General features: G+C 38.9%; 21 protein-coding genes. 7 read left to right on the forward strand and 14 right to left on the reverse strand.

Annotated elements, in window-relative coordinates; genetic code table 11:
- Positions 1 to 5 precede the first annotated feature (5 nt).
- The 4 genes from AC4CUY_RS17475 to AC4CUY_RS17490 form a co-directional block, all read right to left on the reverse strand.
- Positions 6 to 1,175, reverse strand: a complete 1,170-nt coding sequence (locus tag AC4CUY_RS17475) for an 8-amino-7-oxononanoate synthase (RefSeq protein ID WP_336954349.1) — start codon at positions 1,173 to 1,175, stop codon at positions 6 to 8.
- The gene (gene bioA / locus AC4CUY_RS17480) at positions 1,172 to 2,506 is read right to left on the reverse strand and encodes an adenosylmethionine--8-amino-7-oxononanoate transaminase (protein ID WP_336954348.1); all 1,335 of its coding nucleotides are present in this window, start codon (positions 2,504 to 2,506) and stop codon (positions 1,172 to 1,174) included. The genes AC4CUY_RS17475 and bioA overlap by 4 nt, the downstream gene beginning before the upstream one ends.
- Before the next feature lie 104 nt (positions 2,507 to 2,610).
- The gene (locus AC4CUY_RS17485; protein WP_336954347.1) at positions 2,611 to 3,330 is read right to left on the reverse strand and encodes an alpha/beta hydrolase family protein; all 720 of its coding nucleotides are present in this window, start codon (positions 3,328 to 3,330) and stop codon (positions 2,611 to 2,613) included.
- A gap of 73 nt (positions 3,331 to 3,403) precedes the next feature.
- A complete protein-coding gene (locus AC4CUY_RS17490) occupies positions 3,404 to 3,727 on the reverse strand; it encodes a DUF6176 family protein (protein ID WP_490774509.1) in 324 nt (107 codons plus the stop codon).
- Between the two features lie 135 nt (positions 3,728 to 3,862).
- Between AC4CUY_RS17490 and AC4CUY_RS17495 the strand changes: the two genes are divergently transcribed.
- Positions 3,863 to 4,435, forward strand: a complete 573-nt coding sequence (locus tag AC4CUY_RS17495; protein ID WP_336954345.1) for a peroxiredoxin — start codon at positions 3,863 to 3,865, stop codon at positions 4,433 to 4,435.
- 90 nt (positions 4,436 to 4,525) lie between these two features.
- Here the strand turns inward: AC4CUY_RS17495 and ftn are convergent, their stop codons facing one another.
- Positions 4,526 to 4,990: a heteropolymeric bacterioferritin subunit Ftn gene (gene ftn, locus AC4CUY_RS17500; RefSeq protein ID WP_336954344.1), complete on the reverse strand. Its 465-nt coding sequence runs from the start codon at positions 4,988 to 4,990 to the stop codon at positions 4,526 to 4,528.
- 388 nt (positions 4,991 to 5,378) lie between these two features.
- On the opposite strand from ftn, the gene AC4CUY_RS17505 reads away from it, so the two are divergent.
- Complete coding sequence (locus tag AC4CUY_RS17505; RefSeq protein WP_336954343.1) at positions 5,379 to 6,443, forward strand: SDR family oxidoreductase; 1,065 nt, start codon at positions 5,379 to 5,381, stop codon at positions 6,441 to 6,443.
- Between the two features lie 89 nt (positions 6,444 to 6,532).
- On the opposite strand, the gene AC4CUY_RS17510 is transcribed toward AC4CUY_RS17505, so the two are convergent.
- The 6 genes from AC4CUY_RS17510 to AC4CUY_RS17535 form a co-directional block, all read right to left on the reverse strand.
- Positions 6,533 to 8,680, reverse strand: coding sequence for a TonB-dependent receptor (locus AC4CUY_RS17510; protein ID WP_419328385.1), 2,148 nt, complete (start codon positions 8,678 to 8,680; stop codon positions 6,533 to 6,535).
- A gap of 320 nt (positions 8,681 to 9,000) precedes the next feature.
- Positions 9,001 to 11,031 (reverse strand): NAD-dependent DNA ligase LigA, encoded by a 2,031-nt coding sequence (gene ligA / locus AC4CUY_RS17515; RefSeq protein ID WP_490774510.1) that lies wholly within the window; start codon positions 11,029 to 11,031, stop codon positions 9,001 to 9,003.
- 79 nt (positions 11,032 to 11,110) lie between these two features.
- Positions 11,111 to 12,127 carry a cell division protein ZipA C-terminal FtsZ-binding domain-containing protein gene (locus AC4CUY_RS17520; RefSeq protein ID WP_419820001.1) on the reverse strand — a complete coding sequence of 339 codons (1,017 nt, stop codon included), beginning with the start codon at positions 12,125 to 12,127 and terminating at the stop codon, positions 11,111 to 11,113.
- Between the two features lies 1 nt (position 12,128).
- A complete protein-coding gene (gene smc / locus AC4CUY_RS17525; protein WP_490774511.1) occupies positions 12,129 to 15,581 on the reverse strand; it encodes a chromosome segregation protein SMC in 3,453 nt (1,150 codons plus the stop codon).
- Positions 15,582 to 15,594: 13 nt separating this feature from the next.
- The gene (locus AC4CUY_RS17530; protein ID WP_004724049.1) at positions 15,595 to 16,290 is read right to left on the reverse strand and encodes a GntR family transcriptional regulator; all 696 of its coding nucleotides are present in this window, start codon (positions 16,288 to 16,290) and stop codon (positions 15,595 to 15,597) included.
- A 160-nt stretch (positions 16,291 to 16,450) separates the two neighbouring features.
- Positions 16,451 to 17,254, reverse strand: coding sequence for a sulfite exporter TauE/SafE family protein (locus tag AC4CUY_RS17535; protein WP_336954335.1), 804 nt, complete (start codon positions 17,252 to 17,254; stop codon positions 16,451 to 16,453).
- A 30-nt stretch (positions 17,255 to 17,284) separates the two neighbouring features.
- Between AC4CUY_RS17535 and AC4CUY_RS17540 the strand changes: the two genes are divergently transcribed.
- From AC4CUY_RS17540 to AC4CUY_RS17550, 3 genes are all read left to right on the forward strand, one after another.
- Positions 17,285 to 18,040 (forward strand): biotin--[acetyl-CoA-carboxylase] ligase, encoded by a 756-nt coding sequence (locus AC4CUY_RS17540; RefSeq protein ID WP_490774512.1) that lies wholly within the window; start codon positions 17,285 to 17,287, stop codon positions 18,038 to 18,040.
- Positions 18,041 to 18,610: 570 nt separating this feature from the next.
- Positions 18,611 to 19,342 carry a type III pantothenate kinase gene (locus AC4CUY_RS17545; protein WP_004724053.1) on the forward strand — a complete coding sequence of 244 codons (732 nt, stop codon included), beginning with the start codon at positions 18,611 to 18,613 and terminating at the stop codon, positions 19,340 to 19,342.
- 82 nt (positions 19,343 to 19,424) lie between these two features.
- Positions 19,425 to 20,096 carry a toxin-antitoxin system YwqK family antitoxin gene (locus tag AC4CUY_RS17550; protein WP_336954333.1) on the forward strand — a complete coding sequence of 224 codons (672 nt, stop codon included), beginning with the start codon at positions 19,425 to 19,427 and terminating at the stop codon, positions 20,094 to 20,096.
- Between the two features lie 23 nt (positions 20,097 to 20,119).
- Here AC4CUY_RS17550 and AC4CUY_RS17555 read toward each other — a convergent pair whose 3' ends face one another.
- On the reverse strand, positions 20,120 to 20,713 hold the full coding sequence (locus AC4CUY_RS17555; protein ID WP_336954332.1) for an RBBP9/YdeN family alpha/beta hydrolase: 594 nt from the start codon (positions 20,711 to 20,713) through the stop codon (positions 20,120 to 20,122).
- 136 nt (positions 20,714 to 20,849) lie between these two features.
- A complete protein-coding gene (gene ffh / locus AC4CUY_RS17560; RefSeq protein ID WP_490774513.1) occupies positions 20,850 to 22,256 on the reverse strand; it encodes a signal recognition particle protein in 1,407 nt (468 codons plus the stop codon).
- A gap of 145 nt (positions 22,257 to 22,401) precedes the next feature.
- Here ffh and AC4CUY_RS17565 point away from each other — a divergent pair, with 145 nt between their 5' ends.
- Both AC4CUY_RS17565 and AC4CUY_RS17570 read left to right on the forward strand, forming a co-directional pair.
- Positions 22,402 to 23,211, forward strand: coding sequence for a cytochrome C assembly family protein (locus AC4CUY_RS17565; RefSeq protein WP_336954330.1), 810 nt, complete (start codon positions 22,402 to 22,404; stop codon positions 23,209 to 23,211).
- A gap of 621 nt (positions 23,212 to 23,832) precedes the next feature.
- Positions 23,833 to 24,768 carry a tRNA dihydrouridine synthase gene (locus AC4CUY_RS17570; RefSeq protein ID WP_336954328.1) on the forward strand — a complete coding sequence of 312 codons (936 nt, stop codon included), beginning with the start codon at positions 23,833 to 23,835 and terminating at the stop codon, positions 24,766 to 24,768.
- Here AC4CUY_RS17570 and AC4CUY_RS17575 read toward each other — a convergent pair.
- Positions 24,765 to 25,124 (reverse strand): SseB family protein, encoded by a 360-nt coding sequence (locus AC4CUY_RS17575; RefSeq protein ID WP_483770643.1) that lies wholly within the window; start codon positions 25,122 to 25,124, stop codon positions 24,765 to 24,767. The two genes, AC4CUY_RS17570 and AC4CUY_RS17575, sit on opposite strands and share 4 nt — an antisense overlap.
- Between the last annotated feature and the right edge of the window lie 138 nt (positions 25,125 to 25,262).

Here is a 25,262-nt window from a genome sequence, read left to right on the forward strand (position 1 = left end):
TCAACTCACAACAACGGAATCAGCTGATCTAGATCAGCTTGGGTGATTTGAGCAGTTAAGCAAATTCGTAGACGTGAGCTGTGTTGCGGCACAGTCGGAGGACGTACAGGCATAATATAAAAACCCTCATCTTGTAAGGCTTTGGCTTTTTCAACCGTTTTAATCGAATCACCCAGAATAATAGGAACAATATGTGATGTTGAGGGGCACTCAAAACCTTTGTTTTGAACAGCCTGTTGTAGATACTGACTTTTAGATTGTAAATGTTGACGGCGCTGATCTAAGCCTAAAACTTTTTGAAAAATAAAGTTTGTCCATGCCATACACATTGGCGGTTGTGCAGTACTGAAAATCAAAGGGCGCATAGAATTAATCAAATATTCCCGAATTACCGCATGACAAATTAAATAACCGCCAACCGAAGCGATTGCCTTACCAAAAGTCCCCACAAGTAGATCAATATCATCAATCACTGTATATTGTTCAGCACAACCTAAGCCCTGCTCACCACGCACCCCAATTGCATGTGCTTCGTCGACATAGAGCATGACTTTTGAAAATTGTTGCTTAATACTCACCAATGCTGCTAAGTCAGTTTCATCGCCATCCATACTAAAAATCGACTCAGTCACCACGATAATGCGCTCAAAAGCCTCATCTGCATGATATTTTTGTAAAAGCTGAGTCAAATGATTTAAATCATTATGGCGATAACGTACATATTTGGCTGAGGATAAACGAATGCCATCAATCATACTGGCATGAATCAATTTATCTGCCAGAATCAGCGTTTTACTGTCTGCAAGTGCAGGTAAAATACCAATATTCATATGATAACCGCTGTTAAATAACAATGCCGCCCGACCATGGAAAGCCTGACTTAAACTATTTTCAAGTAGTTCATATTCTGGAAAATTTCCCGTCAACAAACGTGAGGATGAAGAACTCATTCGTCGTTGATCATGGGGTGTTTCATCAAAAAACTGTTCACGTAATGTGAGATCAGATGCCAATCCTAGATAATCATTTGAAGCCAAATTGAGCATTTGATGCTGATCAAGGCAGATATAGCGACCTTGCTGAACATTCGAACGAAATTGGCGTAAATTGCCTTGCTGCTTAAGCCCATCAAGCTGCTGTGAAAAATGTTCAAGATGTGTATTGATCAAGCTCATGCGCTTTGCTCCATAGCCTTGACCACCTCAACCAATTGCTCAAGTAAAGTTTGTAATTCTTGTGCTGTGATGATATATGGAGGCATAACATAGACCAATTTACCAAATGGTCGTATCCAGATACCACGACGTACAAACTCCTGCTGTAAGGTTTTCATATCGACATTCACAGTCAATTCAACCACCCCTATCGCACCAAGAACTCGCACGTCATGAACATGATTAAAGGACTGTAAGGGCTGTAAAGCATGTCTAAGCTGAGCTTCAATTCGTTGAATATTGCTCTGCCAATCTTGAGAAATTAATAATTGTGTACTTTTGACAGCAACCGCGCATGCCAAGGGATTTGCCATAAAGGTTGGGCCATGCATAAACACCCCCACTTCACCCTGACTTATCGTTTCAGCAATATGTTTGGTGGTTAATGTCGCAGAAAGCGTCATATAGCCACCGGTTAAACTTTTACCGATACACATAATGTCAGGTTCAACTTGTGCATGCTCCCAAGCAAATAGTTTCCCTGTACGCCCAAAACCCGTAGCGATTTCGTCAAAAATCAGCAGAACATTGTATTTTTCACAAAGTAGTTTGGCTTGACGCAAATATTCAGGATGGTAAAAACGCATCCCTCCCGCACCTTGCACAATCGGTTCAAGAATTAAACCTGCAATCGTTGCATGTTGTTCAGCCAAGCTTTTCTCAAGTTCAGTAATATCACTTTGATCCCATTGCTCATAGAATCCGACTTGGGGTGCTGGAACAAATAAGCGATTGGGCAAACTTGAACCAAAAATTTGATGCATGCCTGTTACAGGGTCACATACAGACATCGCATTCCAAGTATCGCCATGATAGCCAGATCGCGGAGTGACAAAATTAGTTTTCTCTGTATAGCCCTGTGAAGACCAAAACTGTACCGCCATCTTTAATGCCACTTCTACAGCGACAGAACCAGAATCGGCAAAGAACACTTTATCTAAATTAGGCGGGGTCAGTTGAACCAGTAATTTTCCAAGCTGAATCGCAGGATCATGGGTAAATCCACCAAACATGATATGTGACATATCCTTTAACTGATCTGTCACCGCTTGATTCAACTCAGGATGGTTATAACCATGAATGGCACACCACCACGAAGACATCCCATCTATCAATTGGCGGCCATCTTCAAGTTCAATAGTTGCAGCATAGGCTTTTTTAACCTTGAAGGTCGGTAACGGATTGGTCATAGAAGTATATGGATGCCAAATATGTTGCCGATCAAAGTCCAGATCATCTAACTTTGATTGTTCAAGATTGACATCATCAAACCCATTGTTTAAATCGGTCATCCGTTCACTCCATGTGCATTACAATTACAGCAAAAAACAGTTTAGCGATGTTAAACCTGCGCGCAATAAAAATAAATTGCGAGATTCACCACTGATCCATAGATTTATTCTATTTTTTGTAAATATTGGCAGATTTTGTCACTTAGACTTAAAAAATCAAAAACTGGAACACCATGTGAACCATTGACCAGCTCAACATCTAAAAACTTTGCTGTGAAATTTTTAAATTTCTCATAGACTTTGTGACTAACTAAGAAATCCTGTTGAGCAAATATATGATACTGTTTGCCTGCATAGTTATTTAAGATAGCCACATTATTTAATTGTTCAAGACAGGCCAAACCCTGTTTCAGTAACTCTAAATTTTGTGGCTGAACCAAACTTTGCAAATGTACAAAATCTTCTCGTGTGGTTGCGGTACCCTGGCAAACCATAAAACCAAATTTCTTTAATGTCGCTATCGCATCATGTTCAAAGGACTGTTTAAAGTTATGAAACATTGCTTGGCTCATTGCGGTTTGCCATTCAGCATTTGCTACGAAACAAGGATTAGAAGCCAGTGTAATCAAGACTTTTTGCTGTTGATATTGCTGTTCAATTTGCTTGACTAACAAAGTCGCCAATTGCCCCCCTAAAGACCAACCACAAATCACATCAAAATCTTTGGCTATTTCCACATGCTGTTGTAAGACACTTTCATCCAATGCATTAAAGATATTGATTAATACAACTTCATGGCCTTGCTGTTGTAGAACCTGTTGTAAAGCATGGAGTAGGTTGGTTCCACCGCCCCAACCGGTGATCAGCAAAATACATTGATTCAATTTAAATCACTATAAAACTGTAAAGATGTTTTATTAGATCATGCTTAAAATTGAAGGACAATCAGACTTACAACTATTTCTGATCTTGTAAATCGACCAATAAGTTAGCTGGAATGACTTTTTGCCAAGTGCGTTTAAATCGCTGATGTACTTGATCGATTGCAAACTGACTTTTTTTCGAAATTTCATGTGCTTTTGCAATATCATCTGCACGAGTATAAGCAATCAAATAATCTAGTCCATCGAGTTCCACATGGATCCATGATTCAATATGCACACCTTCAGCCTGAAGTGTTTCAATCGCTTCATGCTTACGCCTATTCAACTCATTTTGCCATGTAATAACATCGTCCATCATGGCCACTTTTAATTGAATCAATACTGCACCAACGTCCATAATTCTACGTCCTATTTATTTTAAATGTACTTTCATCGTAAATAGCATGTGAACAATTGCAAAACATTTTACATACCGGCAAAACCTTAAAATTTGCTAAGATCAAATCAGGATCAATTTAGGAAAGTGTTTGTCATGAAATTATCACGACTGTTCAGTATTAGCTTACTTTCCGTTTCAGCTTTATGCGTATTGAACACGCCCAGCCATGCGGAAAGCTCTATCCTCTCCAAACTGGATTCCAACCAAAAGCAATGGGTAGGTAAGCCTGCACCAAGTTTTAAACTACAAGATCAAAATTCAAAATGGCATGATCTGAGTCAATATAAAGGTAAATGGGTTGTTTTATATTTTTACCCAAAAGATGATTCACCTGGCTGTACTCAAGAGGCCAATCAGTTTAAATCACTCTACCCACAATTTATAAAAAACAATGCGGTGGTACTCGGTGTAAGTTTGGATGATGTGAAATCTCATCAAAAATTCTCCGAAAAGCTGGGACTAAATTTTCCAATTCTTGCCGATAGTAATCATCAACTCGCAGACCAATTTGGAATTATCCGAAACTTAGGTATCGCCAAAATAGCAAAACGAGAAACTTTTTTGATTGATCCACAAGGAACAATTGTTTATCACTATAGTAGTGTAAATACTCAAACCCATGCTGATCAAGTTTTAGCGGATATTCAGAAGTTTTCAAAAAAATGAAGACTGAAGTATAAAAAAAGCCTTTAGATGAATGTCTAAAGGCTTTTTTAATCTAAAACGTCTCACCTTAAGCAAGAAGCTTAGTGTGTCTTACATTTGAGATTGAATATAATTCTGTAAACCAATTAGCTCAATCAAACCTAATTGTTTTTCAAGCCAGTAAGTATGATCTTCTTCAGTATCGTTCATTTGTTGACGAAGCATATCACGGGTCACGTAATCGCCTTTTTCTTCACATAGCTTTACGCCTTGCGCCAGTTTTTCACGCACATGATATTCCAATGCCAAATCGGCTTTTAAACAAGTTACAACATCTTCACCTGTGACAATATCGTCACGATTCATGTTCGGCGTACCTTCAAGGAAAAGTACGCGGCGAATTAAAGAATCTGCATGTGAAGCTTCTTCTTGCATTTCATGATCAATACGTTCATAAATTTTGCTTAAGCCCCAATCTTCATACATACGTGAATGAATAAGATACTGATCACGAGCAGCCAGTTCGCCACCGATCAACATGTTTAGATAGTCTATGACTTCTGGATTGCCACGCATTTCACTTACTCCACATTCTTTTGCAATAGTATGGACAAATTCCACAAGATTTGCAAAAGACAAAATGTGTAAGTTTATGATTTTTATAAAATTAAAATGATAAGCATACGCATTTGCAATTTGAATAAGCATTTTTCCATATATAAAATAACTGCTTACAATCTTGCACTGATGGTTGATTGGTATTTTTTTCTTTCAAATTCTAAATGATTTATTTTGTAACCATTAAAAATGCTTCTTATTCATCCTCATTATTCTATTTTCTGTTCATTTTCAATGACAGCCCCATCCCTTTATCTTATTGGCTTTTTTTAATACTAATATTTCAAGACAATTTTAACTTTAATATTTATGATATTGAATATTAACAATTAGCAGGAAAAAAATAATGTCTCAGGGAAACACATCAGCACCCATTCTAGTTACAGGTGCAACAGGCTATATCGCCAGTTGGGTGATTAAAAAATTACTTGAGCAAGGTTATACCGTGCATGCGACAGTACGTGATCTGAATAAAAAACAAAGCTTTGCACATTTAGAGAAAATCGCACAAGCAAGCTCTGGTACACTAAAACTATTTAAAGCTAACCTTTTAGAAAATGGTTCTTTTGATGAAGCCATGCAAGGCTGTGAAGTTGTGTTACATATGGCTTCACCATTTGTTGTAACCAATTATAAAGATGCCGTTAAAGATATTATTGAACCGGCAATTTTAGGCACGGAAAATGTCTTAAATAGTGTCAATAAAATAGATTCTGTCAAACGCGTTATTGTGACCTCAAGTATCGCCTCTACTTATGGCGATGCAATTGATATTTTAAAAACACAGCATAATCAGTTTGATGAATCTCACTGGAATACCACCAGTTCAACCACGCACCAACCGTACCCTTATTCGAAAGTTATGGCAGAGCGTAAAGCATGGGAAATGGCGGAAGCACAAAATCGTTGGACGCTGATCTGTGTCAACCCTGCATTGGTACTTGGTCCATCACTGACCGCAAATACACAGTCAGGGAGTGTGGAAGTTTTAGAGCAGTTTGCCAACGGCATGACCTTACTCGGTGTCCCACCGATGTGGAATGGTATTGTAGATGTGCGTGATGTTGCCGATGCACATCTTTTGGCAGCATTCAAGGAAAATGCAGCTGGACGTTACGTTATTAGTGGTGGTTCACTCAGCCTCTTGGAAATGGGTAAAATTTTACGTCAAAATTTTGGACAAAAATTTCCTTTTCCACGCAACCAAGTCCCGAAAAAAGCGTTTAAATTCATTGGACCTGTATTTGGCTATTCACGTGATTTTATTGAAAAGAATATGGGCTACCCTATCTTTTTTAATGCTGATAAAAGCAAACAAGAATTGGGGATGAGTTATCGTAATATTGAAATCAGTTTAGTCGAGCATTTCCAGCAGCTTCTTGATGACGGTGTGGTAAAGAAATATATTTAATAACAACTCAAATGATTGTTAAATCAAAAAAGCCTTTTTCAATCATGAAAAAGGCTTTTTGGCTTATAGCGCTCAATATCAGCTAAGGCTTAGAAATCAAAAGTTACACCGACTTTATAAGTTCTTGCACCACCGACTAAAGCATAGTTTGAATTAAACACACCTTCCCAATATTTTTTATTGGCGACATTATCAACATTGGCGAGGAAGGTGGTATTTACCCCACCAAGTTTGGTTTTATAGCGGGCGCCTAAGTCAACAATCGTATAGTCAGGTAGCTCTAACGTATTCTCTTCATTCAAATATTGCTCACTCACATAACTCACACGAGTATTAATATGAAGCCCCTCAACATTAGGAATGGCATAATCAAGCCCTAACGAAGCAGTAAAATCGGGTACACCATATACTTTATTACCTTCGAAAGCGACCTTAGCTGATTTCACATATTCAGCATCGATATAGGCCAAATTCCCCATCACAGATAAAGTATCTGTAACATTGCCAGAGAATGACCATTCTACCCCACGAGAACGCGTTTCAGCATCATCTTTGACTTTATTACTTATGGTGTCCTGATAAGCCTCAGGCTTTTTAATCTGATAAAGTGCCAAAGTATTTAACCACGAACCCAACTGATATTTTACACCTAACTCATATTGCTTGGTTTGATAAGGTGCAAGTGTTTCGCCCCTATTTGTTGCTGTTGGATAGGTCATTTCAGAGACCGTTACCCCCTCAGCTAAACCCTCGACATAGCTTGCATAAAAAGATAAATCCTCACCAAATGGTTTGACGACAACCCCCAAACTTGGTGATAGCTTGTCTGCACTATAAGCTGATTTTTTGACAAGATTCTTAGTATCGATATCTTGATAACGTCCACCTAAAATAAGTTGTAATTTATCATCCAACATTGAAAGCTGATCCGTTAAGGTATAACTCATATACTCATTATCACCATAAGGAACAATTTCTGGGTAAGTTGTTGGCATTGTACCTGTATTTGATGGCTCATATAAATTGGTCGTAAACCCTGAACTGGTTGCGGATCTATGTTGTGAATATTTGCGGGTTAAATAATCAGTGCGCAATCCCAAAGTATGCTTGATCGCCCCTGTATCAAATTTTGCTTCAAAGCCTGCATTAGCAGCAGTGTTATGTTCTTTTGATCCCACTCGATAATATTGTGAGGTTGCATTTCCATTTAAATTATTGACAATCATACGTGTGCCAAAAAGATGACCATCATATGATTTTTCTACATATCCAATGCCTGCAAATGCTTTGATATCAGGGGTAAATTTATATTCACCTGACAAACCTACAAATTGACTGTCGGTATTGCCTTCTAAGTTTGAAAAGTAGTTTAAATCCCCTTTAGGTGCTGCAAGTACATGATTAACACTGCCCTTACCACCCATGGCAACCATTGCAGGTGAACCGCCTTTACGATTTCCTTTGACCGCATAAGCATCTAAATTAATCTTTAGTTTATCCGTGGTGTAATCCGCAGCAATTGCCCCCAAAGCTTGACGATCATTCATTCCATCAATGATATGTTCACCATCTGCATAAGCACCATTCACACGCAGACCAAACTCTTTGTTCTCACCAAAACGACGAGATACATCAAAGCCTGATTGATAATATCCTTCATCTTGAAACGATGCAGAAACTCGAGTGAGTTCTTGATCTGCCCGTTTAGAATGCCCCATCACAATACCGCCTACACTGCCTGTAGGTGCAACACCTGCAACCAATGCATTTGGACCCTTAAGCACAGTCACTGACTCTAAAAATTCCGTAGGCATCCGACCATAAGGTGCAACGCCATAAAAGCCGTTATAATTTAAATCTTCATGATTGACATCGAAACCACGGATTTTAAAGTTTTCATTTAAATGTCCTTGATTGGTTGTGGTGCGAATACTGACATCATTTTTTAACACTTCCCCCGCAGTGCTTGCTTGTTGATTTTCAATCAATTGTGCTGAATAAGACGTGATACTAAACGGCGTGTCTATGATTTTCTTATTTCCCAATGACCCCAAATCTGTATTTTTTTGCAAAGCACCGTTGGCAAATGTTGGTTTTTCTTGTTCCTTTTCAGCAGCGACTTTAATCGTAGGCAAAGCAGTAATTTCATTATTTGCCCAGATTGTTTGTGTAAGTCCCCCACCAAAAAGCACGATTGAAATAGAATTGACTAGAAATGTTCGAGAAAAATTTTTCATATAAATAATAAGACACTTTTTAGATGATAATGATTATTATATACACTTTCACTATTGTTAAGAATTGTAATTTTTCATCTAAAGTTAAGTTTAATGGAAAATTCAAATGAATAAGAATTATTATCATGTAGCATGCTAATGATAGATCAAGCAAACTTCTGAAATACATCGGTAAATACAGAACTAAAAGTTCTATTGAAAAATGATGACTTGTTGATTTGTTATCACATCAATCTTGAATTGATGATTTTAATTTTTGAAAACTGTAAAGATACAACACCTGTATCTTTACAGTAATTTTAGAGATAATTTAAACGAATCTATGCCTGTCCATACTCAGCCATTAATGCTAAAAACTCCTGTTCATTCAGTACAGCGACACCAAGTTTCTCTGCTTTTTCAAGCTTAGAACCTGCTTTTTCACCCGCAACCACACATTTGGTTTTGCTCGACACACTGCCACTGACACGCGCACCAAGAGCTTGTAGCATTTGAGTCGCATCATCACGCCCCATGGTAGCCAATGTACCTGTAATCACCCAACTCTCACCATTTAAAGGCTGGCGGGTGGGTGCAACTGGTGCATCCCAATGAATCCCAGCTGCAAGCAAACGATCAATCACTTCAAGATTATGTGGTGCTTGGAAAAAATCAACAATCCACTCAGCCGTAATATCACCAACATCTGGAGTTTTCTTCAATGCTTCAAGATCAGCATGACGGATCGCATCAAGCGTTTGGAAAGTGTTGGCCAGCATACGTGCTGTCGTTTCACCTACACCACGAATACCCAAGGCATAAATAAATGCAGCAAGTGTGGTTTTCTTACTGTTCTCAATCGCATCCAATAAATTTTGGACAGATTTTTCACCCATTTTTTCAATGGTCAGTAACTGTTCACGATGCTCATGTAAATGGTAAATATCGGCGACATCCTTTAATAAATCAAGATGTAATAATGACTCTACCCAGCGATCACCGAGACCTTCAATATCCATTGCTTTACGAGAAACAAAGTGACGAATGGCTTCAATACGTTGTGCAGAACAATATAGACCACCTGAGCAACGTGCTAAAGCCTCGCCTTCTGGCATGACCACTGGAGAAGAACATACTGGACAATTTTCAGGTAAATGTACTTCTGTCACGTCATTTGGCCGGAATTCTAACCATACTTTTTCAACTTTGGGAATCACATCACCACTACGATAGACACTGACCGTATCGCCAATACGAACGTCCAAACGGTGAATTTCACCAATATTGTGCAAAGTCACATTAGAAACGGTTACCCCCCCCACAGCCACGGGATTTAAGCGTGCTACAGGGGTTAAAGTCCCAGTACGTCCGACTTGCCAATCAATATTTTCAACTGTTGTTAATGCTGCAACTGCAGGAAACTTATACGCCGTTGCCCAACGCGGTTCACGACTTAAAAAGCCCAGCTTTTGTTGTTGTTGAAGATCATCAACTTTGATCACCATGCCATCAATTTCAACCGCTAAGTTCGGGCGCTCTTGGTTGATTTGCTGATATTTTTCTTGCACTTCTTGAATACTTTCACAAATAAAATGACGTTCTCCCACAGCAAAGCCAAAGTTAGTCAACCATTCAAGACTCGCTGACATTGACTCAATGCCATGATGCGGTTCACATTGTGCAATACCATAAGCATAAAAAGCCAACGGGCGAGATGCTGCAATACTTGGATCAAGTTGACGTAGACTACCAGCCGCAGCATTTCGAGGATTGGCAAAGGTCTTTTCGCCTTTCGCTTCATTTTCAGCATTGAGTCGCTCAAAGCCAGCTTTTGGCATCAATACTTCACCACGAACTTCCAACAAGCGTGGCACTGCCACTTTATCCGAAGACAAGACTTTCGGTAAATTACGAATGGTTTTTACATTTTGCGTAATTACTTCGCCTGTTTCACCATCACCACGGGTTACACCACGTGTCAAGACTCCATTTTCATACCAGAGCGAAATCGCCAATCCGTCAAATTTTAGCTCAACATCATATTGAATCTTTTGATTGGGCAATCGTTCTTCGATACGGCGAGCAAAGGCAAATAATTCGTCCTGATTAAATACATTGCCCAAGGACAGCATCGGTACAGTATGGGTAATGGTTTCAAATTTAGACAGTGGTTTTCCACCCACTTTATTGATTGGGCTATCTGCCTGAGCCAATTCTGGGTGTTGTTGCTCTAAGGCTTTGAGTTGGTGAAATAACTGATCATATTCACTGTCTTCAATACTCGGCTGATCCATCACATAATAAGCATGATTATGTTTCGCAATGAGTTGAATCAATTGACGCATTTGCGTTACGACAGGATTATTTTCCATAAATTTTTTTCACCATAAAAAGGCGGAATACTCCGCCCAAAATTCTGAATACCAATTATAAAGTAAATATGACGTTATGCTAAGCGTCATGCCCTGAACGATAATCGATCGCTTTATGGCGCCAATGCTCTTTCAGTTGTGGGGTAAATTCAAGATTGTTCTCATCATAGACCGTACCGTCTATTTCACGAGCAATTAAGCCAGCAATACTGACCATGGTATCAAAGCCTTTTTGCACATCTGAATGAGGGAGTGCCAAGAAAAAAGCCAAACCTTGAACTTGTTCAGTCGATAAGGTTTCTAAATCAAAACCATCTGGACCGTTGTCGGTGACACGTAATACAGAAAACAGTAAATGGCTTTCTTCCTCTGGATTCTCATAACGATGGAAGCAAGAGAGTTCACCAAAACGTAAACCATATTTTAACAACATTTTTAAGGTTTTATCCCCGGACAATGCTTTACGTGGATTCGGATAAACATTCAGTGCAATAATAGTTTCAGCCGTAGACAATACGCTTTCATCATCATATTTTTGTTGCTCGTTTAAATGAACATCTAAAATACTGCTTTCCTCATCAAACTCTTTGATTTCAGCTGTTTCAACATGGGCATTAAACTGAAAAGCTTCCTCTTTGTCCTGACTGATTACGACTTTGGCAGAATCATTAGTTTGAGTCGTCGGTTCTGTTTGCACATTAAGTGCTTTTTCAGATTCTGTTGTGGATTCAGCACTTGCCACTGTATCCGTCTTTTCAGTTTGTTGTGTAATTGCTGCATGCTCAAGCTCAGTTGACTGAACAACATTCGACTCCGCTGCTGCATCCTCAATCTTTTGCTGTTTTTCATCTACAACTTCGACCGAGTCTAAAGCAGTTAAATTCGGTTCAACACGCACTTGCTCTTGAGACTCACGATCTGTTCGCAATTGATCTCGTACATGACGAGGAATCACGGGTTGCTTACAATCTTCATTGATATGCAATTCAGACTCTAAAGAAGGTGCGGCATCATTGGGCTTTCGTAGCACCATCCTTAAACCCACCAGAATGATGATTACTGCAACAACAATTCCAATAATTGTGGTGACTTCCATACTATGACTCCGCGGCTAAACCGTATTCTCTTGCCTCTTCCAAATTCACAGTGACGAGCTTTGATGTGCCTGGTTCAGGCATCGTCACACCCAGCAAATCGGTTGCCATCGTCATTGCAACTTTATTATGTGTAATGTAAATGAATTGGACTTGATCAGAAAGCTCTTTTACTAAATTACAAAAACGACCAACGTTAGCATCGTCTAAAGGCGCATCAACTTCATCCAAAACACAGAAAGGTGCAGGATTCAAACGGAAAATAGCAAATACCAAAGCCAATGCCGTTAATGCTTTTTCACCACCAGATAACAAAGCCAATGAACTATTTTTCTTACCCGGTGGGCGTGCCATCAGCTTTACGCCAGACTGCCAATCATCCTCAAGGCTTAAACTGGCTTCACCACCATTGAAGACTTTTGGAAATAGTACTTTTAATTCAGCATTAACCTGATCAAAAGTCCCCATAAATAATTTTTTGGTTTCTTGGTCAATGGTCTTCATGGCATCTTTCAATTGCCCAACCGTATTTTCCAAATCTTGCATTTGATGGGTTAGATCTTCAAAGCGCTTAGAAACTTCTTCATATTCTTCTGAAGCTGCTAAATTGACCGCGCCTAATTTCTCAAACTGACGCTGTGCTTTCTCAAATTTTTCTTGATGTGCAGGTAAATCAATCAATACACCTTGCTTAACTTCAGCATTCATCTCTTTGAGTTGATCTGAATAATGCTGGAAATCTGATTTTGCCGCTTGCCAAGCTAAACGTCGCTCTTCCAGTTTTGTACGCAATTGCTCATCATTTTGCTGATGCAAATGGCGCATTTCTGTAAGTTGTTGCTGTTTAGATTGAATATTATTCAATTCAACTTGCCACTCACTCCAAGTTCTTTGCAGTTTTTCAGTTTGTTGTGCCTGCTCAGCATATTGCGATTCTAGACTTGGTAATTCCAATTGAATTGGATCTACAAACTTCTTGGCTTGCGCCATTTGCGCAATAATTTGTTGATATTGCGTTTTAGAGAAAGATAGGTCTTTGTCTAATAATTCAATTTGCTGTTTATTTTGTTCAGCGAGACGACGTGTGGTTTCGGAATCTTGTTGTTTAAGCTGTAATTGCTGTTGTTGTTCTTCAACGTGCTCATTGAGCTCGTCCAATTTGAATTGCAAGGTTTTAAACTCAGGAAGATTTTGTTCAAGCTTGAGGATGACCGAGTGCATATCGATTTCAAGATCATCTTTCTGCATTGCATCTTCTTCAAGTTGCTCATCTAACTGTTGCAATTGACTATTGAGCTGAACTTTCTGCAACTCAAATGCTTGTGAAGCACTTTGCTGCTTAGCAATTTGCACATCAAACAGTTGTAGCTGTTTTTGCTGATGTTTTAGCGTATCTTGCTCTATTTGAATCTGTTTTTGCAGATCCTGCAATTGCTGATTTAAACTCGGCAATATAGTTTCAGCTTCAATCAACTGTGGTTGTAGCTGCGTAAGTTGTGTTTCAATTTCTTCAAGGCGAATACGATGACTGAGTGCACCCTGTGCAGCCTGACTCGACTCATCAAAGAACAAACCAATCACCCAATCTTGACCGACATGATAACCATCCAGCGTCAATATGCTTTGCCCTACTTTTAACTGTGCTTTTTCCGTTAAAGCTTGAGCAAGGTTTTCAATTACAACAACTTGACTCCACAGTGAATACTGTGGAGATTCAATCCAATCTGCTAGACACGCCACTCCATTCATTTGAATTTTATCTTGTGAGCCTGATGCTTTAAGCTGGCGTGCCATACTTTCAGCAAAATCAGCATTTTGATCAACAATATGGGCTGACAACCATTTGGCTAAAAATTTTTCAACCAGCTGTGCATGTGCTTTGCCATGTTCATTCAGCGTTAATACCTGCATCAATTGCACAGTATCAGCCTTACTATTTACAACACTCTTCGCCATTAATTGGGTGAGGTTTTTCTGTTCAGATTGCAACACTTGTACATCAGATTTTAAAGCTGAAATCTGAGCTTTTTGCTGATTAATGCGCTCGTGTAGCTGTTCAAACTGCTGCTTTGCTTGATTAATTTTTTGTTCTAATTCAACAATCGCAGCTTGTATTGCTAATTTTTCTTGCTCAAGTTGTTGAACATCTTCAATTTTAAATTGACTTTGAACCTGAACTGCTTGGGTTTTTAAGGTGTCTTTCTGCTGCTCAATACGTGCAACATTTTTTGCAAGTTGTTCAATTTGCGCCTGCATTTGTGCTTTTTGCTGCTGTTGCTTTTCAACTTGAACTTTGACCTGTTCATATTGTTGTTGTGCTTGCAATTGCTGCGCTTTTAAATCGGTAAATGCTTGGCTACGTTGTTGTGTATCAGCCTCAGCATGTTGTAAATGTTCAGTCTGCTGCTCCAATTGACTGTGCAAGGTTTCCAATTGCAATTCCATCAACTGAATTTTTTCTTTGGTTTGAGCTTTTTGCTGTTCAAAACTTCCCAAAGCTTCTGAGTTTTGTTGAAATAAACTTTGTTTCTGTTCCAAAGTCATTTTCAACTCAGAGAGTTTTTTCTCAGCTTGTTGCCACTCATTTTGCAAAGGCGTGGACTGTTGAATCAGACGTTGGAACAACTCATTGGTTGAAGTCAGATCATGTTCCAAGGTACTCATATCAGAGCGCACCAATTTAAAGTGCTCCCCCAATTCGTTCATTTCAACCGTATATTGTTCTTGTAAACGGGAACTACGATCACACTGAAAAGATAGAATTTCTATCTTTAATGTACGAATTTCAGTTTCTAAAGTCTTATATTGAACCGCAGTTTCAGACTGACGTTTTAAGGTTTTAAGCTGTGATTTGAGTTCTGAAGCAATATCTTCGAGACGGTCTAAGTTCTGCGTGGTATGTTCTAAGTGTTGTAGTGTTTCACGACGACGAGCCTGATAACGAGAAACCCCAGCAGCCTCTTCAAGAAAAATACGCATTTCTTCAGGTTTGGCATCAACCAAACGGTTAATCATTCCCTGTTCGATGATTGCGTAGGAACGAGGACCTAAGCCTGTACCCAAGAAAATGTCGGTAATATCACGACGTCGGCACTTCGTCCCATTGAGAAAGTATTCAGATTTTCCATCACGATTCACTTGACGGCGAACAGCAAGTTCAGTATACGCGTTATAGGCCCCACCTAATTTGCCATAGGTGTTTTCAAAGCGCAGTTCTACACTTGCCATACCTACAGGTTTACGTTTTGCCGTTCCTGTAAAAATAACATCCTGCATACTGCCACCACGGAGCTGGCGTGCACTGGATTCCCCCATCACCCAACGGATAGCATCAATCACATTGGATTTACCACAACCATTAGGACCAACCACCGCTGTACGGTTATCTTTGAATTGTAGTGTTGTACTATCGGCAAAAGATTTGAAGCCTGAAAGTTTTAAGCTGCTTAAACGCATAATGTCCTAGTAATTACCGACGCGATCTCCGCGCCCAAGCGAGTTCGATTTGTTTCATCCGTGTCAGAGATTCCAACACCAGATTACGTAAGTGTCGACAAAAATCTTCCATAAATAAAGTAGCTTGTTGTGATTTTCGGATTAAAATTGCGTCAATCACCAACTTAAGCAATTCTAAAGCTTCTTGAAGCTCGCGTCTTGAAGTATTTAAGGTTAAAAAATAACTTCTTCGGAGTGAGGGTAACAACTCTTTATAAAATTTCATCAGGTAGGGATTCCCCACCATGTCTTGTTGCCCCGATAAAAATTGAAAAATACCATCATAAAACTTTTCAGTATTGCCTTGCTTCACTTGCTCAACCAAATGATTCATCATCTGCTGGATCGCTTCAGCCTCATGATTACGCCATGTTTCACTCATACGTTGCACGATTTGACCTAATAACAGTGCACTGGTATCAAATAATGCGCGTACTTGTTGAGCTGACATTTCTGAGACAATAGCACCACGGCGAGGATAAATTTCAATCAAGTGGGTTCTTTCTAAAAGCAAAAGGGCTTCTCGTACTGAGCCACGACTGACATCCAGTTCTTTGGCAATACGTAGTTCTTGTATTCTTTCTCCTTCAACCAACTCGCCACTAATAATTTGTTCACTAATATGTTTGGCAATTTGTTCTGAAAGGCTATCCACTTCTTCCGAATGCATATAATTCCTATCTTGGGTTTATTATTCTTTCTCAGACAATGTCAATTGTCATTATTTTAGTTTTACCTGATTTAATTCAATTGAAACCATGACATTGTCCGACAATTTTAATGCATTTTAAGTCAATTTAGTGTTTAGAAAAAGTACCTTTGATCGGAATCTACTTAGTAATTCCTTGATAAATAAAATAAAGACCAACAACTGTAAGTAAACATGCAAAACATTTTTTCAACATGGCTGGAGAAAGCGCATGCGCAACCTTTGCGCCGAATTTGGCGGTGATAAAACTCATCACACTGATCCCAATAAAGGCATAGATATGGACATAACCAATTGAATTTTTAATTTCAATTGGTTCTTGCGCGCCGAAGAACATGAAGCCTAATGCCCCTGCGATTGCAATCGGTAACCCACAAGCTGCTGATGTTGCAACGGCTTTTTGCATCACCACACCATTTTTGTTGAGATATGGAACAGTTAAACTTCCGCCACCAATACCAAAAATTGCCGATGCGACCCCGATTCCCCCACCAGCCAGCATTTGCATAGGTGCAGTCGGCAATTGTTTAGATTCATCGACTTTGACATTGGCCCCTTTAAACATTTTAAATGCCACCCAAATTGCAAATGCCCCAATAATCAATTGTAAATGCTGACCTGATAAAATATCTGCAATGCCAGCACCAATAAATGAGCCAATCACCAAACCTGGAGCTAAGTTTTTAAAAACACTCCAAAGTACTGCACCTTTTTTATGATGCGCTGTTACAGAACTAATTGAAGTTACAATAATAGTTGCAAGTGAAGTTCCCAATGCCATGTGCATAATGACCGAAGGATCATAGCCCATTTTGGTAAAGACCACATAGAGAATTGGTACAATAATTAAGCCACCGCCAACACCAAATAGCCCAGCAGCAAATCCTGCGATTGCACCAATACCTAAATATATGATTAACTCCATAAATGTTCCTTCACTCTTCTCAGATTCAACATGGATTTAGAGACTCGTCATCTTAGACAACTTCTTACACAAACAAATGAGCTCCCTGAAGTGCTGCTTTTAAAGCAGACTACAGCATCGACCAATGATGATGTGCGTGAAATTGCGCTCAGCGGCGTCAAGACAGTTTTGGTCTGTAGTGAAACTCAGACTCAAGGACGAGGTCAGCACCAACGGGAATGGGTTTCGCCAATTGGTAATATTTATTTAAGCACATTGCTTGAAACACGAACACCCTTAGATGGGCGTTTAGCATTGGAAATTGCTTTAAATATCTTACAAATGCCAACACTTAAGAATTTACCAGAATTACAAATTAAATGGCCCAATGACCTATATAGCCCTCAAGGAAAATGGGGCGGAATTTTGGTTGAGCCCATTTCACCACATCAAGCCATTGTTGGAATCGGGATCAACTTATTTCCGATCCCTAAAGAAAATGTGACTCAACAAGCCACCTCGCTAATGCAATTAGGCCTACAATTTCCAAATCGAATCCAAATCATTGCAGAAATGTATTTGGCAATTCAACAAGCCGGACAATGGTTTGATCATGGTTGCTATAACCTCTCAGCACGATTTAATCACTATGCTGCCTTTATGGATCAGCAGGTTTATTTTGAACAAATTCAAAATTCAATTGAAGGTATTTTCAAAGGGATTTCTGATGATGGTGCACTGAATTTATTGACGGCTCAAGGTTTAGTCAATGTCTATCAGGGGCGTTTACGCTTAGCTGAAGCATAAATAACGAGGTGATCTGTTTTCTAAAATGAGATGGATTGATCAGATGTATCGTGAAAAAGTGATCGGCAATTAGGGGCTGTTGACATTTCATAAATGGCTTGCGTTGTAGGTTAACATTGAGCAGGCAAGGCATGAAACGGAGAGAATAGCCAGACTATTTTCGAGTTTCATAACGAAGGCTGAGATAATTTTAGCCACAACCCTTCGGGACTAGCGTGTTTTTTGCCGCTACGTTGTTACGAACTACTGATTTAGAATAACTAAATTTCGTATTTCGCGCCTAGTATCGCCTAAAAAACACACGTAGTCGCAAACATAGACGAATTATCAACAGACCCTATTTAAAACAGGGCTTTTTTCGCTATACATTTCGCTATATATTGCGCAGTAATCGTATTGATCCAAAGATCATAGCAAACAGTTACTAACAGTACGGAACAACGTTCAGCAAAATGAACCGCAGGTTATTTGCCCTATTTGATTGATCAGATTGAGAGGCTCTCTAAGTCGTTCAATATTTTCAAATAAAATAATTATGCAGATTGTGTTCAGTTTCAATTAGGCAAAATCATGAAAGCACTTTGGTTAGATATAGGAAATACCCGTCTAAAATATTGGATTACTGAAAATAATCAAATTATCCAACAGGCAGCAGAATTACATCTCCAATCCCCTGCGGATCTGCTACTGGGTTTAATTCAACATTTTCGTGGTTTAGGCTTAGACAAAATTGGAATCTCCTCAGTCCAAGATAAAAAGAACAACGAACGCATTGTCCAGATTTTAAAATTACTCGATATTCCGGTGACTTTTGCCAAAGTGCATGCTGAATATGCAGGATTACGTTGTGGCTATGACCATATAGAACAACTTGGAATCGATCGTTGGTTACAAGTTTTGGCCGTGGCGAAAGCTGATGATGACTTGTGTGTGATTAGCTGTGGTACAGCTTTAACAATTGATTTAACCCAAGGCTTACAACATTTAGGCGGTTATATTCTGCCTAACCTCTATTTACAACGCGATTCTTTAATTCAAAAAACCAAAGGTATTAAAATTCCAGATGCGGCTTTTTCAGAGCTGAGTCCTGGTCGGAATACCATAGATGCAGTACATCATGGCATTTTCTTAGGGCTGTTAAGCACCATTGAAAAAGTGCTTGAGCAACAACCACGCAAGCTTATTTTAACAGGCGGTGATGCCAATCTATTTGCACAATTTCTTGAGAAATATCAACCAAGAATTGAATCAGATTTATTACTTAAAGGCTTACAGTTCTATATAGATCGACAAACCGCTTAAACCCAAATACAATTTAATGGAAGATCAGCAATCTTCCATTTTTAATAAATACAACCATAAACACGATAAAAGAGCAATCATTATGAAAACGATACCCTTACTGCTTAGTGCCTGTTTAATGAGCTTCACAATGGTGGGGTGTACCAGTTTACAAACTACGCACTCATCTTCAACAACCATGGCAACAACTGAACCCGTTATTGCTTACTTTGCTCCAGATGCAGGTGAAGAAGCCTGTGACTGCGGTTTAATCATGGATCAGGGTTATTCACTCACACCCGTAGAAAATGGATATTTCAGAAAATTATTAGGTCGTGATAAAGATGGCCGTTTCTTAGTTCAGGACTTCTATCAAAATAGTCGTAAAAAACAATCTGATCCCTTTTGGATTAAAGCCCCTCAAGGCTTAAATAGCTTTGATAGTAAATATGTCGATGGTGAAGTTGTGGGCTATTTTGAAAATGGAAAAGTCAGCTTTAAATCGACCAGCCAAGACCAGAGATTAGTTGGAAAAACTGAAACGTACTATTCAAATGGTCAACTTGGGCTACAGGAAGAATATCTTGATGCTCAGCCCATCGTTCAAAAGGTATGGTATGAAGATGGCAAACCTGCAGCAGAACTAAAATTAAGCCCAAGTGAAGATTATTCGATTCTAGACAGTAAAGTTTGGGATCAACAAGGCAATTTGATTCAAAATGAGCAACGCGCTCAGGAGATTCTTGACGAGCTTTATCAAAAACTAAATCAATAAAACAAAAGCAAATCGAGATAAATCTAGTATACGACTTGAGTGCGAGATTGAGATTCAGGTTGTAATAAAACCGCTAACTTTTCCCAAAGTACGTTTAAGCGAGTATATCCCTCAGCTGCCATAAAATGCCCAGCATCTTTCACTTCAATCATTTGTGAATTCAGAGAATAACCCTGTTGAATACTGATCGGTGCTGGAACAAAAGGATCATTGTTGGAGAAAAAGACAAAACGATTGAGAATATTCATTCTTAACAATGCATCGTCAACCTCGGCTTGTTGTAAAAATGAATTAAGTTCAGGTACAACGGATAAATTTTTACTAAATCCTGCTACTAAAAACAAAGCACCTAATTTTCGGCCCAATATTTCACTTGAAAGGAAATCCAGAGTGGCAATACCACCTAAGCCATGTGCCACAATGATGGTATCTTCATTGAGTGACTTAATTTGCTGAGTAATATTATGCTTCCACACCTCATAGCGAGGTTGTTCTGCATGTTCTAGATGAATAATTTCACATGTATGCCCTATAGCCAATACTTGCTGCTTCAACCAAGGATACCAATGTTGTTCAGGGGAGTCTTTATAACCGTGTACGATAAATACTTTTTTCATAAATAGACTACTTATCAATTATTGTTTAAATCATATTCAAATAATGTGCTTAGAATATCTAAACAACCAATAAAAGTATGTTATTTTTATTTAACAAAAAAGCGCCCGAAGGCGCTTTTTATAAAATAAATGAGGCTTATTTTTTATCATTATTACCAAACAATGGTCCCATACCGCTACCACCGCCAAACTGTTTTTGCATCCCGCCCAATGAGCGCATCATTTTTGCCATACCCGATGGATTGGCAAATTTCTTCATCATTTTCGCCATTTGCGCATGTTGTTTGATCAGTTTATTGACTTCAACTACATCCATACCACAGCCTGCTGCGATACGCTTTTTACGGCTCGGATTCATTAAGTCTGGATTACGACGTTCTTTGATGGTCATCGATTGAATAATCGCTTCCATCTTTTTCACTTGCTTTTCAGGATTTGCTTGCGCAATCGCATCTTGAATGCCTGAATTGCTCATGCCAGGCAACTTATCCAAGAAGCCCATCATACCGCCCATTTTATTCATTTGTTCAAATTGCATCAGCATGTCTTCAAAGTTGAAGCTCCCACCCTTTTGCAATTTTTTCGCCATTTTTTCGGCTTTTTCTTTGTCGATTTTACGTTCAACTTCTTCGACTAAAGAAAGTACGTCACCCATACCTAAGATACGTTGTGCAACACGCTCAGGATGGAATGGCTCTAAGGCATCGAGTTTTTCACCCATACCTAAAAATTTAATTGGCTTACCAGTAATTGCACGTACCGAAAGCGCCGCACCACCACGTGCATCACCATCGGTTTTGGTGAGGATAACACCCGTTAATGGTAATGCATCATTAAAGGCTTTGGCAGTATTTGCCGCATCCTGACCTGTCATTGCATCAACAACAAATAGGGTTTCGGTTGGGCCAATTGCGGCGTGTAATGCTTTGATTTCGTCCATCATGTCATCATCAACATGCAAACGACCTGCCGTATCGACAATCAAAACATCATTAAAGTTAATTTTGGCTTGACCAATTGCACGTTGTGCAATTTTAATCGGATCTTCAGAAGCATCCGATTCAATAAAATCAACACCCACTTCAGCAGCAACTGTTTGCAGTTGCTTGATCGCAGCTGGACGGTAAACATCGGCAGAAACCATCGCCACTTTTTTCTTTTGACGCTCTTTTAAGAAACGTCCAAGTTTTGCAGCTGTCGTGGTTTTACCGGCACCTTGTAAACCTGCGAGAAGAATCACAACAGGAGGTTTTGCAGCTAAGTCTAGACTTTCGTTTGCCTCACCCATCATTTTGGTGAGTTCGTCATACACAATTTTAACGAAAGCTTGACCTGGTGAAAGCTGAGTCATGACTTCTTGACCCAATGCTTCTTCCTTAACTTTCGCAATAAACTCACGAGTTACAGGCAAAGCAACATCGGCTTCAAGAAGTGCCATACGCACTTCACGTAAGGTATCTTTAATATTATCTTCGGTTAGCTGCCCAGAGCCAGTAACATTTCTGAGACTCTGCGTGAGTCGTTCTGTTAAGGTATCAAACATTGCAAAATCCGCTTAAAATAGCTAGTAGCAAAAAAAATCTTTCTTAAAATAGAAAATTTATGCTCAAGATGCTATAGGATACTGTAGTTCACATGGAATTTATATCTTATAACATGAATATTCATCATCCTGAAAAAGGTTTGACATGATTAGCCTCCCCTTGGTTTATACGATTTTAGCATTAATTGCCTATACCTCTTCATTTTGGTATTTGTTCATGCACTTAATGGCTAAACGTTCCGCAAACCCATGGTTTATTGGCATCATGTCAGGTTTAGGGCTGATATTACATGCAAGTGTACTGCATAACGACATACTTACACCACTAGGGATTAATTACGACGTCTTTAACTTGATGTCTTTTACCTCGGCGTTAATGTTGGTTCTAAGTATGCTTTATAGTACCTATCGTCCTGTTATTTCACTAAATTTGATTGGCATTCCGGTTGCAGCCTTTGGTCTGATTTTAGGATTTTGTTTTAGTAAACCAGATCAATTTATTGAACAGCATTCTATCGGTTTAGACATCCATATCATTCTGTCTTTATCTGCTTATGCCGTTTTACTCATGGCAACCATACAAGCCGTTTTGATTTGGTTTCAAAACCGCGAACTCAAAAAGAAACAAAAAAAACGTATTTGGGTCAACTTCTTACCATCATATCAAGCCATGGAATCCTTACTTTTTGATATGCTCATTACTGGTTTTGTTTTATTAACTGTCGCTTTATCTTTTGGTTTCTTTACCATTGATGACTTCTTTGCACAGCACCTAGCACATAAGACTGTGTTTAGTATTGTGTCTTGGTTTGTTTACGGTGCGTTGTTAATTGGTCACTATAAGTTTGGCTGGCGTGGTCAGAAAGCCATTCGCTTTACCATGATTGGATTCTTTTTATTGGCAGTTGGCTTTATTGGTTCTAAATTTGTTTTGGAAATGATTTTGCATCGTTGATAAACGCAGCACTGAACAAAAATGGGCAGTATTTTGTATTCTTACTATAAGTATATTAATACAGAAGCAGAAGAAATTGTTTTAATTGTTTTATATGAGTTAGATCTGGAATATTACTGCCTTAGATCAATTCTGGTGACAGCTTAACTCAGCATCCAATACAAATTTAAACATAGAACAAGCGCATTTTCTCTTAGCTGAAAGAAGTTTTTCTGACGTTTTAGACGAAATTATTCCCATTGAAAATGTTAAGTTTTTAAATTTTTGGAATCAATCGAACTCTAAATATTTAAGTGATTGGATGAATTAACGAACAAATTTTACATTGGGCAAAACATTGAAACCGAGATCTTGTGTTTCTACCCTCAAAGGGTGATCGTTAAATAAGGCAAAGGATTTCATAGTTTAGCCAATGAGAAGGATTGTGAATCACATTTAGGTTATAAAAACATGTATACACAGCAAAAAACTCGACTTTATATAGAGGTTTCGATAATGAAAATTTATGGATCAACTTTTCAATAACACTCCATTTAGCACTGATCTAGAATATATTTGCATCAGTAGACATCTCCTACAAAAATGCGTATAACGCTGTTTTCATCTCATCAGGTAACAATCGTGAAACTTATACTCGCCCCAATGGAAGGCTTAACCGACCCTATCATGCGTGACGTTCTCACACATGTCGGTAGCTTTGACTGGTGCGTGACTGAGTTTATCCGTGTAACGGATTCGGTCTTACCTGACCATGTTTACCATAGCTATTGTCCAGAACTAAACAATCAAGGCAAAACAGCTGCTGGCACACCAGTACATGTTCAGTTTTTAGGAAATAATCCTGTAATGCTCGCAGCCAATGCGGTACGCGCTGCTGAATTAGGTGCTCCTGCAATCGATATGAATTTTGGTTGTCCTGCTAAAACAGTAAACCGTCATAGAGGTGGTTCAGTACTTCTCGATGAGCCTGAGGTTGTACATGAGTTGGTCAAGGCTGTACGTGATGCAGTACCCAAACATATTCCTGTATCTGCAAAAATGCGTTTAGGTTATATGGACCGAAATTTTACCCTTGAAAATGCGCATGCCATTGAAGATGCTGGCGCAGCTTGGGTCACTGTCCATGCTCGGACCAAAGCTGATGGGTACACCCCTCCAGCATTTTGGGATCAGCTACAGCCGATTCGTGAAGCACTCAAGATCAATGTGATTGCCAATGGTGAAATCTGGACCAATGCTGATGCGAAGCAATGCCAACTTGAATCAGGTTGCCAAGATTTGATGATTGGTCGTGGTGCTGTGACTACACCAGATCTCACACAATGTATTCGTAAAAATACAGATGAACCACTTATCACTTGGTCTGAACTATTAAATTTACAAATTCGTTTTTTAAATGGTCCATATAAAAAAGAGCTGAACATGGTCGGCCGTTATAAACAATGGATTGGGATGATGTCTAAGCATTACCCCGAAGCCAAAGCCTTATGGGATGAAATCAAACGGTTGAAAAAAATTGATGAAGTGCTGGAGAAATTGAATCCTGCACATTTTTAAATTGCTTCATCAATCTCTAAAATTGCTTTAATTTCTTCAGGTTGAAATTCTTTTGATAATTCAGAAGTTGGATTCAATACCAATGTTGCCCCTTGAGTCATTTCAAAAAACTGCCGTGTATTTAAAGCGATATATTCAGCATCGACTCCAATATCATTTTGAATGGTTTCTAGCTCTATGAAGAATGGTATTGCTTGATCACCTTCGGGTGTTTCTAGAATACGGAATTGAATTTTTTTATGCTGATCTTGTGTTCCCAAACAATAAATATCCGATGCTAAAAGCAGATCGATAAAATCAGGGATCAATTCGTAGTTTTCTTGGGTGTTGATAAAGAGTTGTTGTAAATTTTGCATGTTGTTGATTGTCTATTTTTGGTGCCATTAATATAGCTTATTCACGGTAGATATGGAATTGATCTGAGTGCTCAATTGGATATCCTTAAGCCTCGAATTTCAAATTATCAAGATTTAAGCTATTGAATTTAAATTATT

The organism is Acinetobacter sp. 778_lipA (assembly GCF_058242985.1).

What these genes read in the sequence shown, in the direction of transcription:
- AC4CUY_RS17475 (WP_336954349.1), bottom strand. Translation starts at nt 1,175, where the DNA reads ATGAGCTTGATCAATACACATCTTGAACATTTTTCACAGCAGCTTGAT.
- AC4CUY_RS17505 (WP_336954343.1), top strand. Translation starts at nt 5,379, where the DNA reads ATGTCTCAGGGAAACACATCAGCACCCATTCTAGTTACAGGTGCAACA.
- AC4CUY_RS17550 (WP_336954333.1), top strand. Translation starts at nt 19,425, where the DNA reads ATGAAAACGATACCCTTACTGCTTAGTGCCTGTTTAATGAGCTTCACA.
- AC4CUY_RS17495 (WP_336954345.1), top strand. Translation starts at nt 3,863, where the DNA reads ATGAAATTATCACGACTGTTCAGTATTAGCTTACTTTCCGTTTCAGCT.
- AC4CUY_RS17535 (WP_336954335.1), bottom strand. Translation starts at nt 17,254, where the DNA reads ATGGAGTTAATCATATATTTAGGTATTGGTGCAATCGCAGGATTTGCT.
- AC4CUY_RS17530 (WP_004724049.1), bottom strand. Translation starts at nt 16,290, where the DNA reads ATGCATTCGGAAGAAGTGGATAGCCTTTCAGAACAAATTGCCAAACAT.
- AC4CUY_RS17575 (WP_483770643.1), bottom strand. Translation starts at nt 25,124, where the DNA reads ATGCAAAATTTACAACAACTCTTTATCAACACCCAAGAAAACTACGAA.
- smc (WP_490774511.1), bottom strand. Translation starts at nt 15,581, where the DNA reads ATGCGTTTAAGCAGCTTAAAACTTTCAGGCTTCAAATCTTTTGCCGAT.
- AC4CUY_RS17490 (WP_490774509.1), bottom strand. Translation starts at nt 3,727, where the DNA reads ATGGACGTTGGTGCAGTATTGATTCAATTAAAAGTGGCCATGATGGAC.
- AC4CUY_RS17545 (WP_004724053.1), top strand. Translation starts at nt 18,611, where the DNA reads ATGAAAGCACTTTGGTTAGATATAGGAAATACCCGTCTAAAATATTGG.
- AC4CUY_RS17555 (WP_336954332.1), bottom strand. Translation starts at nt 20,713, where the DNA reads ATGAAAAAAGTATTTATCGTACACGGTTATAAAGACTCCCCTGAACAA.
- AC4CUY_RS17520 (WP_419820001.1), bottom strand. Translation starts at nt 12,127, where the DNA reads ATGGAAGTCACCACAATTATTGGAATTGTTGTTGCAGTAATCATCATT.
- ligA (WP_490774510.1), bottom strand. Translation starts at nt 11,031, where the DNA reads ATGGAAAATAATCCTGTCGTAACGCAAATGCGTCAATTGATTCAACTC.
- ftn (WP_336954344.1), bottom strand. Translation starts at nt 4,990, where the DNA reads ATGCGTGGCAATCCAGAAGTCATAGACTATCTAAACATGTTGATCGGT.
- bioA (WP_336954348.1), bottom strand. Translation starts at nt 2,506, where the DNA reads ATGACCGATTTAAACAATGGGTTTGATGATGTCAATCTTGAACAATCA.
- ffh (WP_490774513.1), bottom strand. Translation starts at nt 22,256, where the DNA reads ATGTTTGATACCTTAACAGAACGACTCACGCAGAGTCTCAGAAATGTT.
- AC4CUY_RS17510 (WP_419328385.1), bottom strand. Translation starts at nt 8,680, where the DNA reads ATGAAAAATTTTTCTCGAACATTTCTAGTCAATTCTATTTCAATCGTG.
- AC4CUY_RS17565 (WP_336954330.1), top strand. Translation starts at nt 22,402, where the DNA reads ATGATTAGCCTCCCCTTGGTTTATACGATTTTAGCATTAATTGCCTAT.
- AC4CUY_RS17540 (WP_490774512.1), top strand. Translation starts at nt 17,285, where the DNA reads ATGGATTTAGAGACTCGTCATCTTAGACAACTTCTTACACAAACAAAT.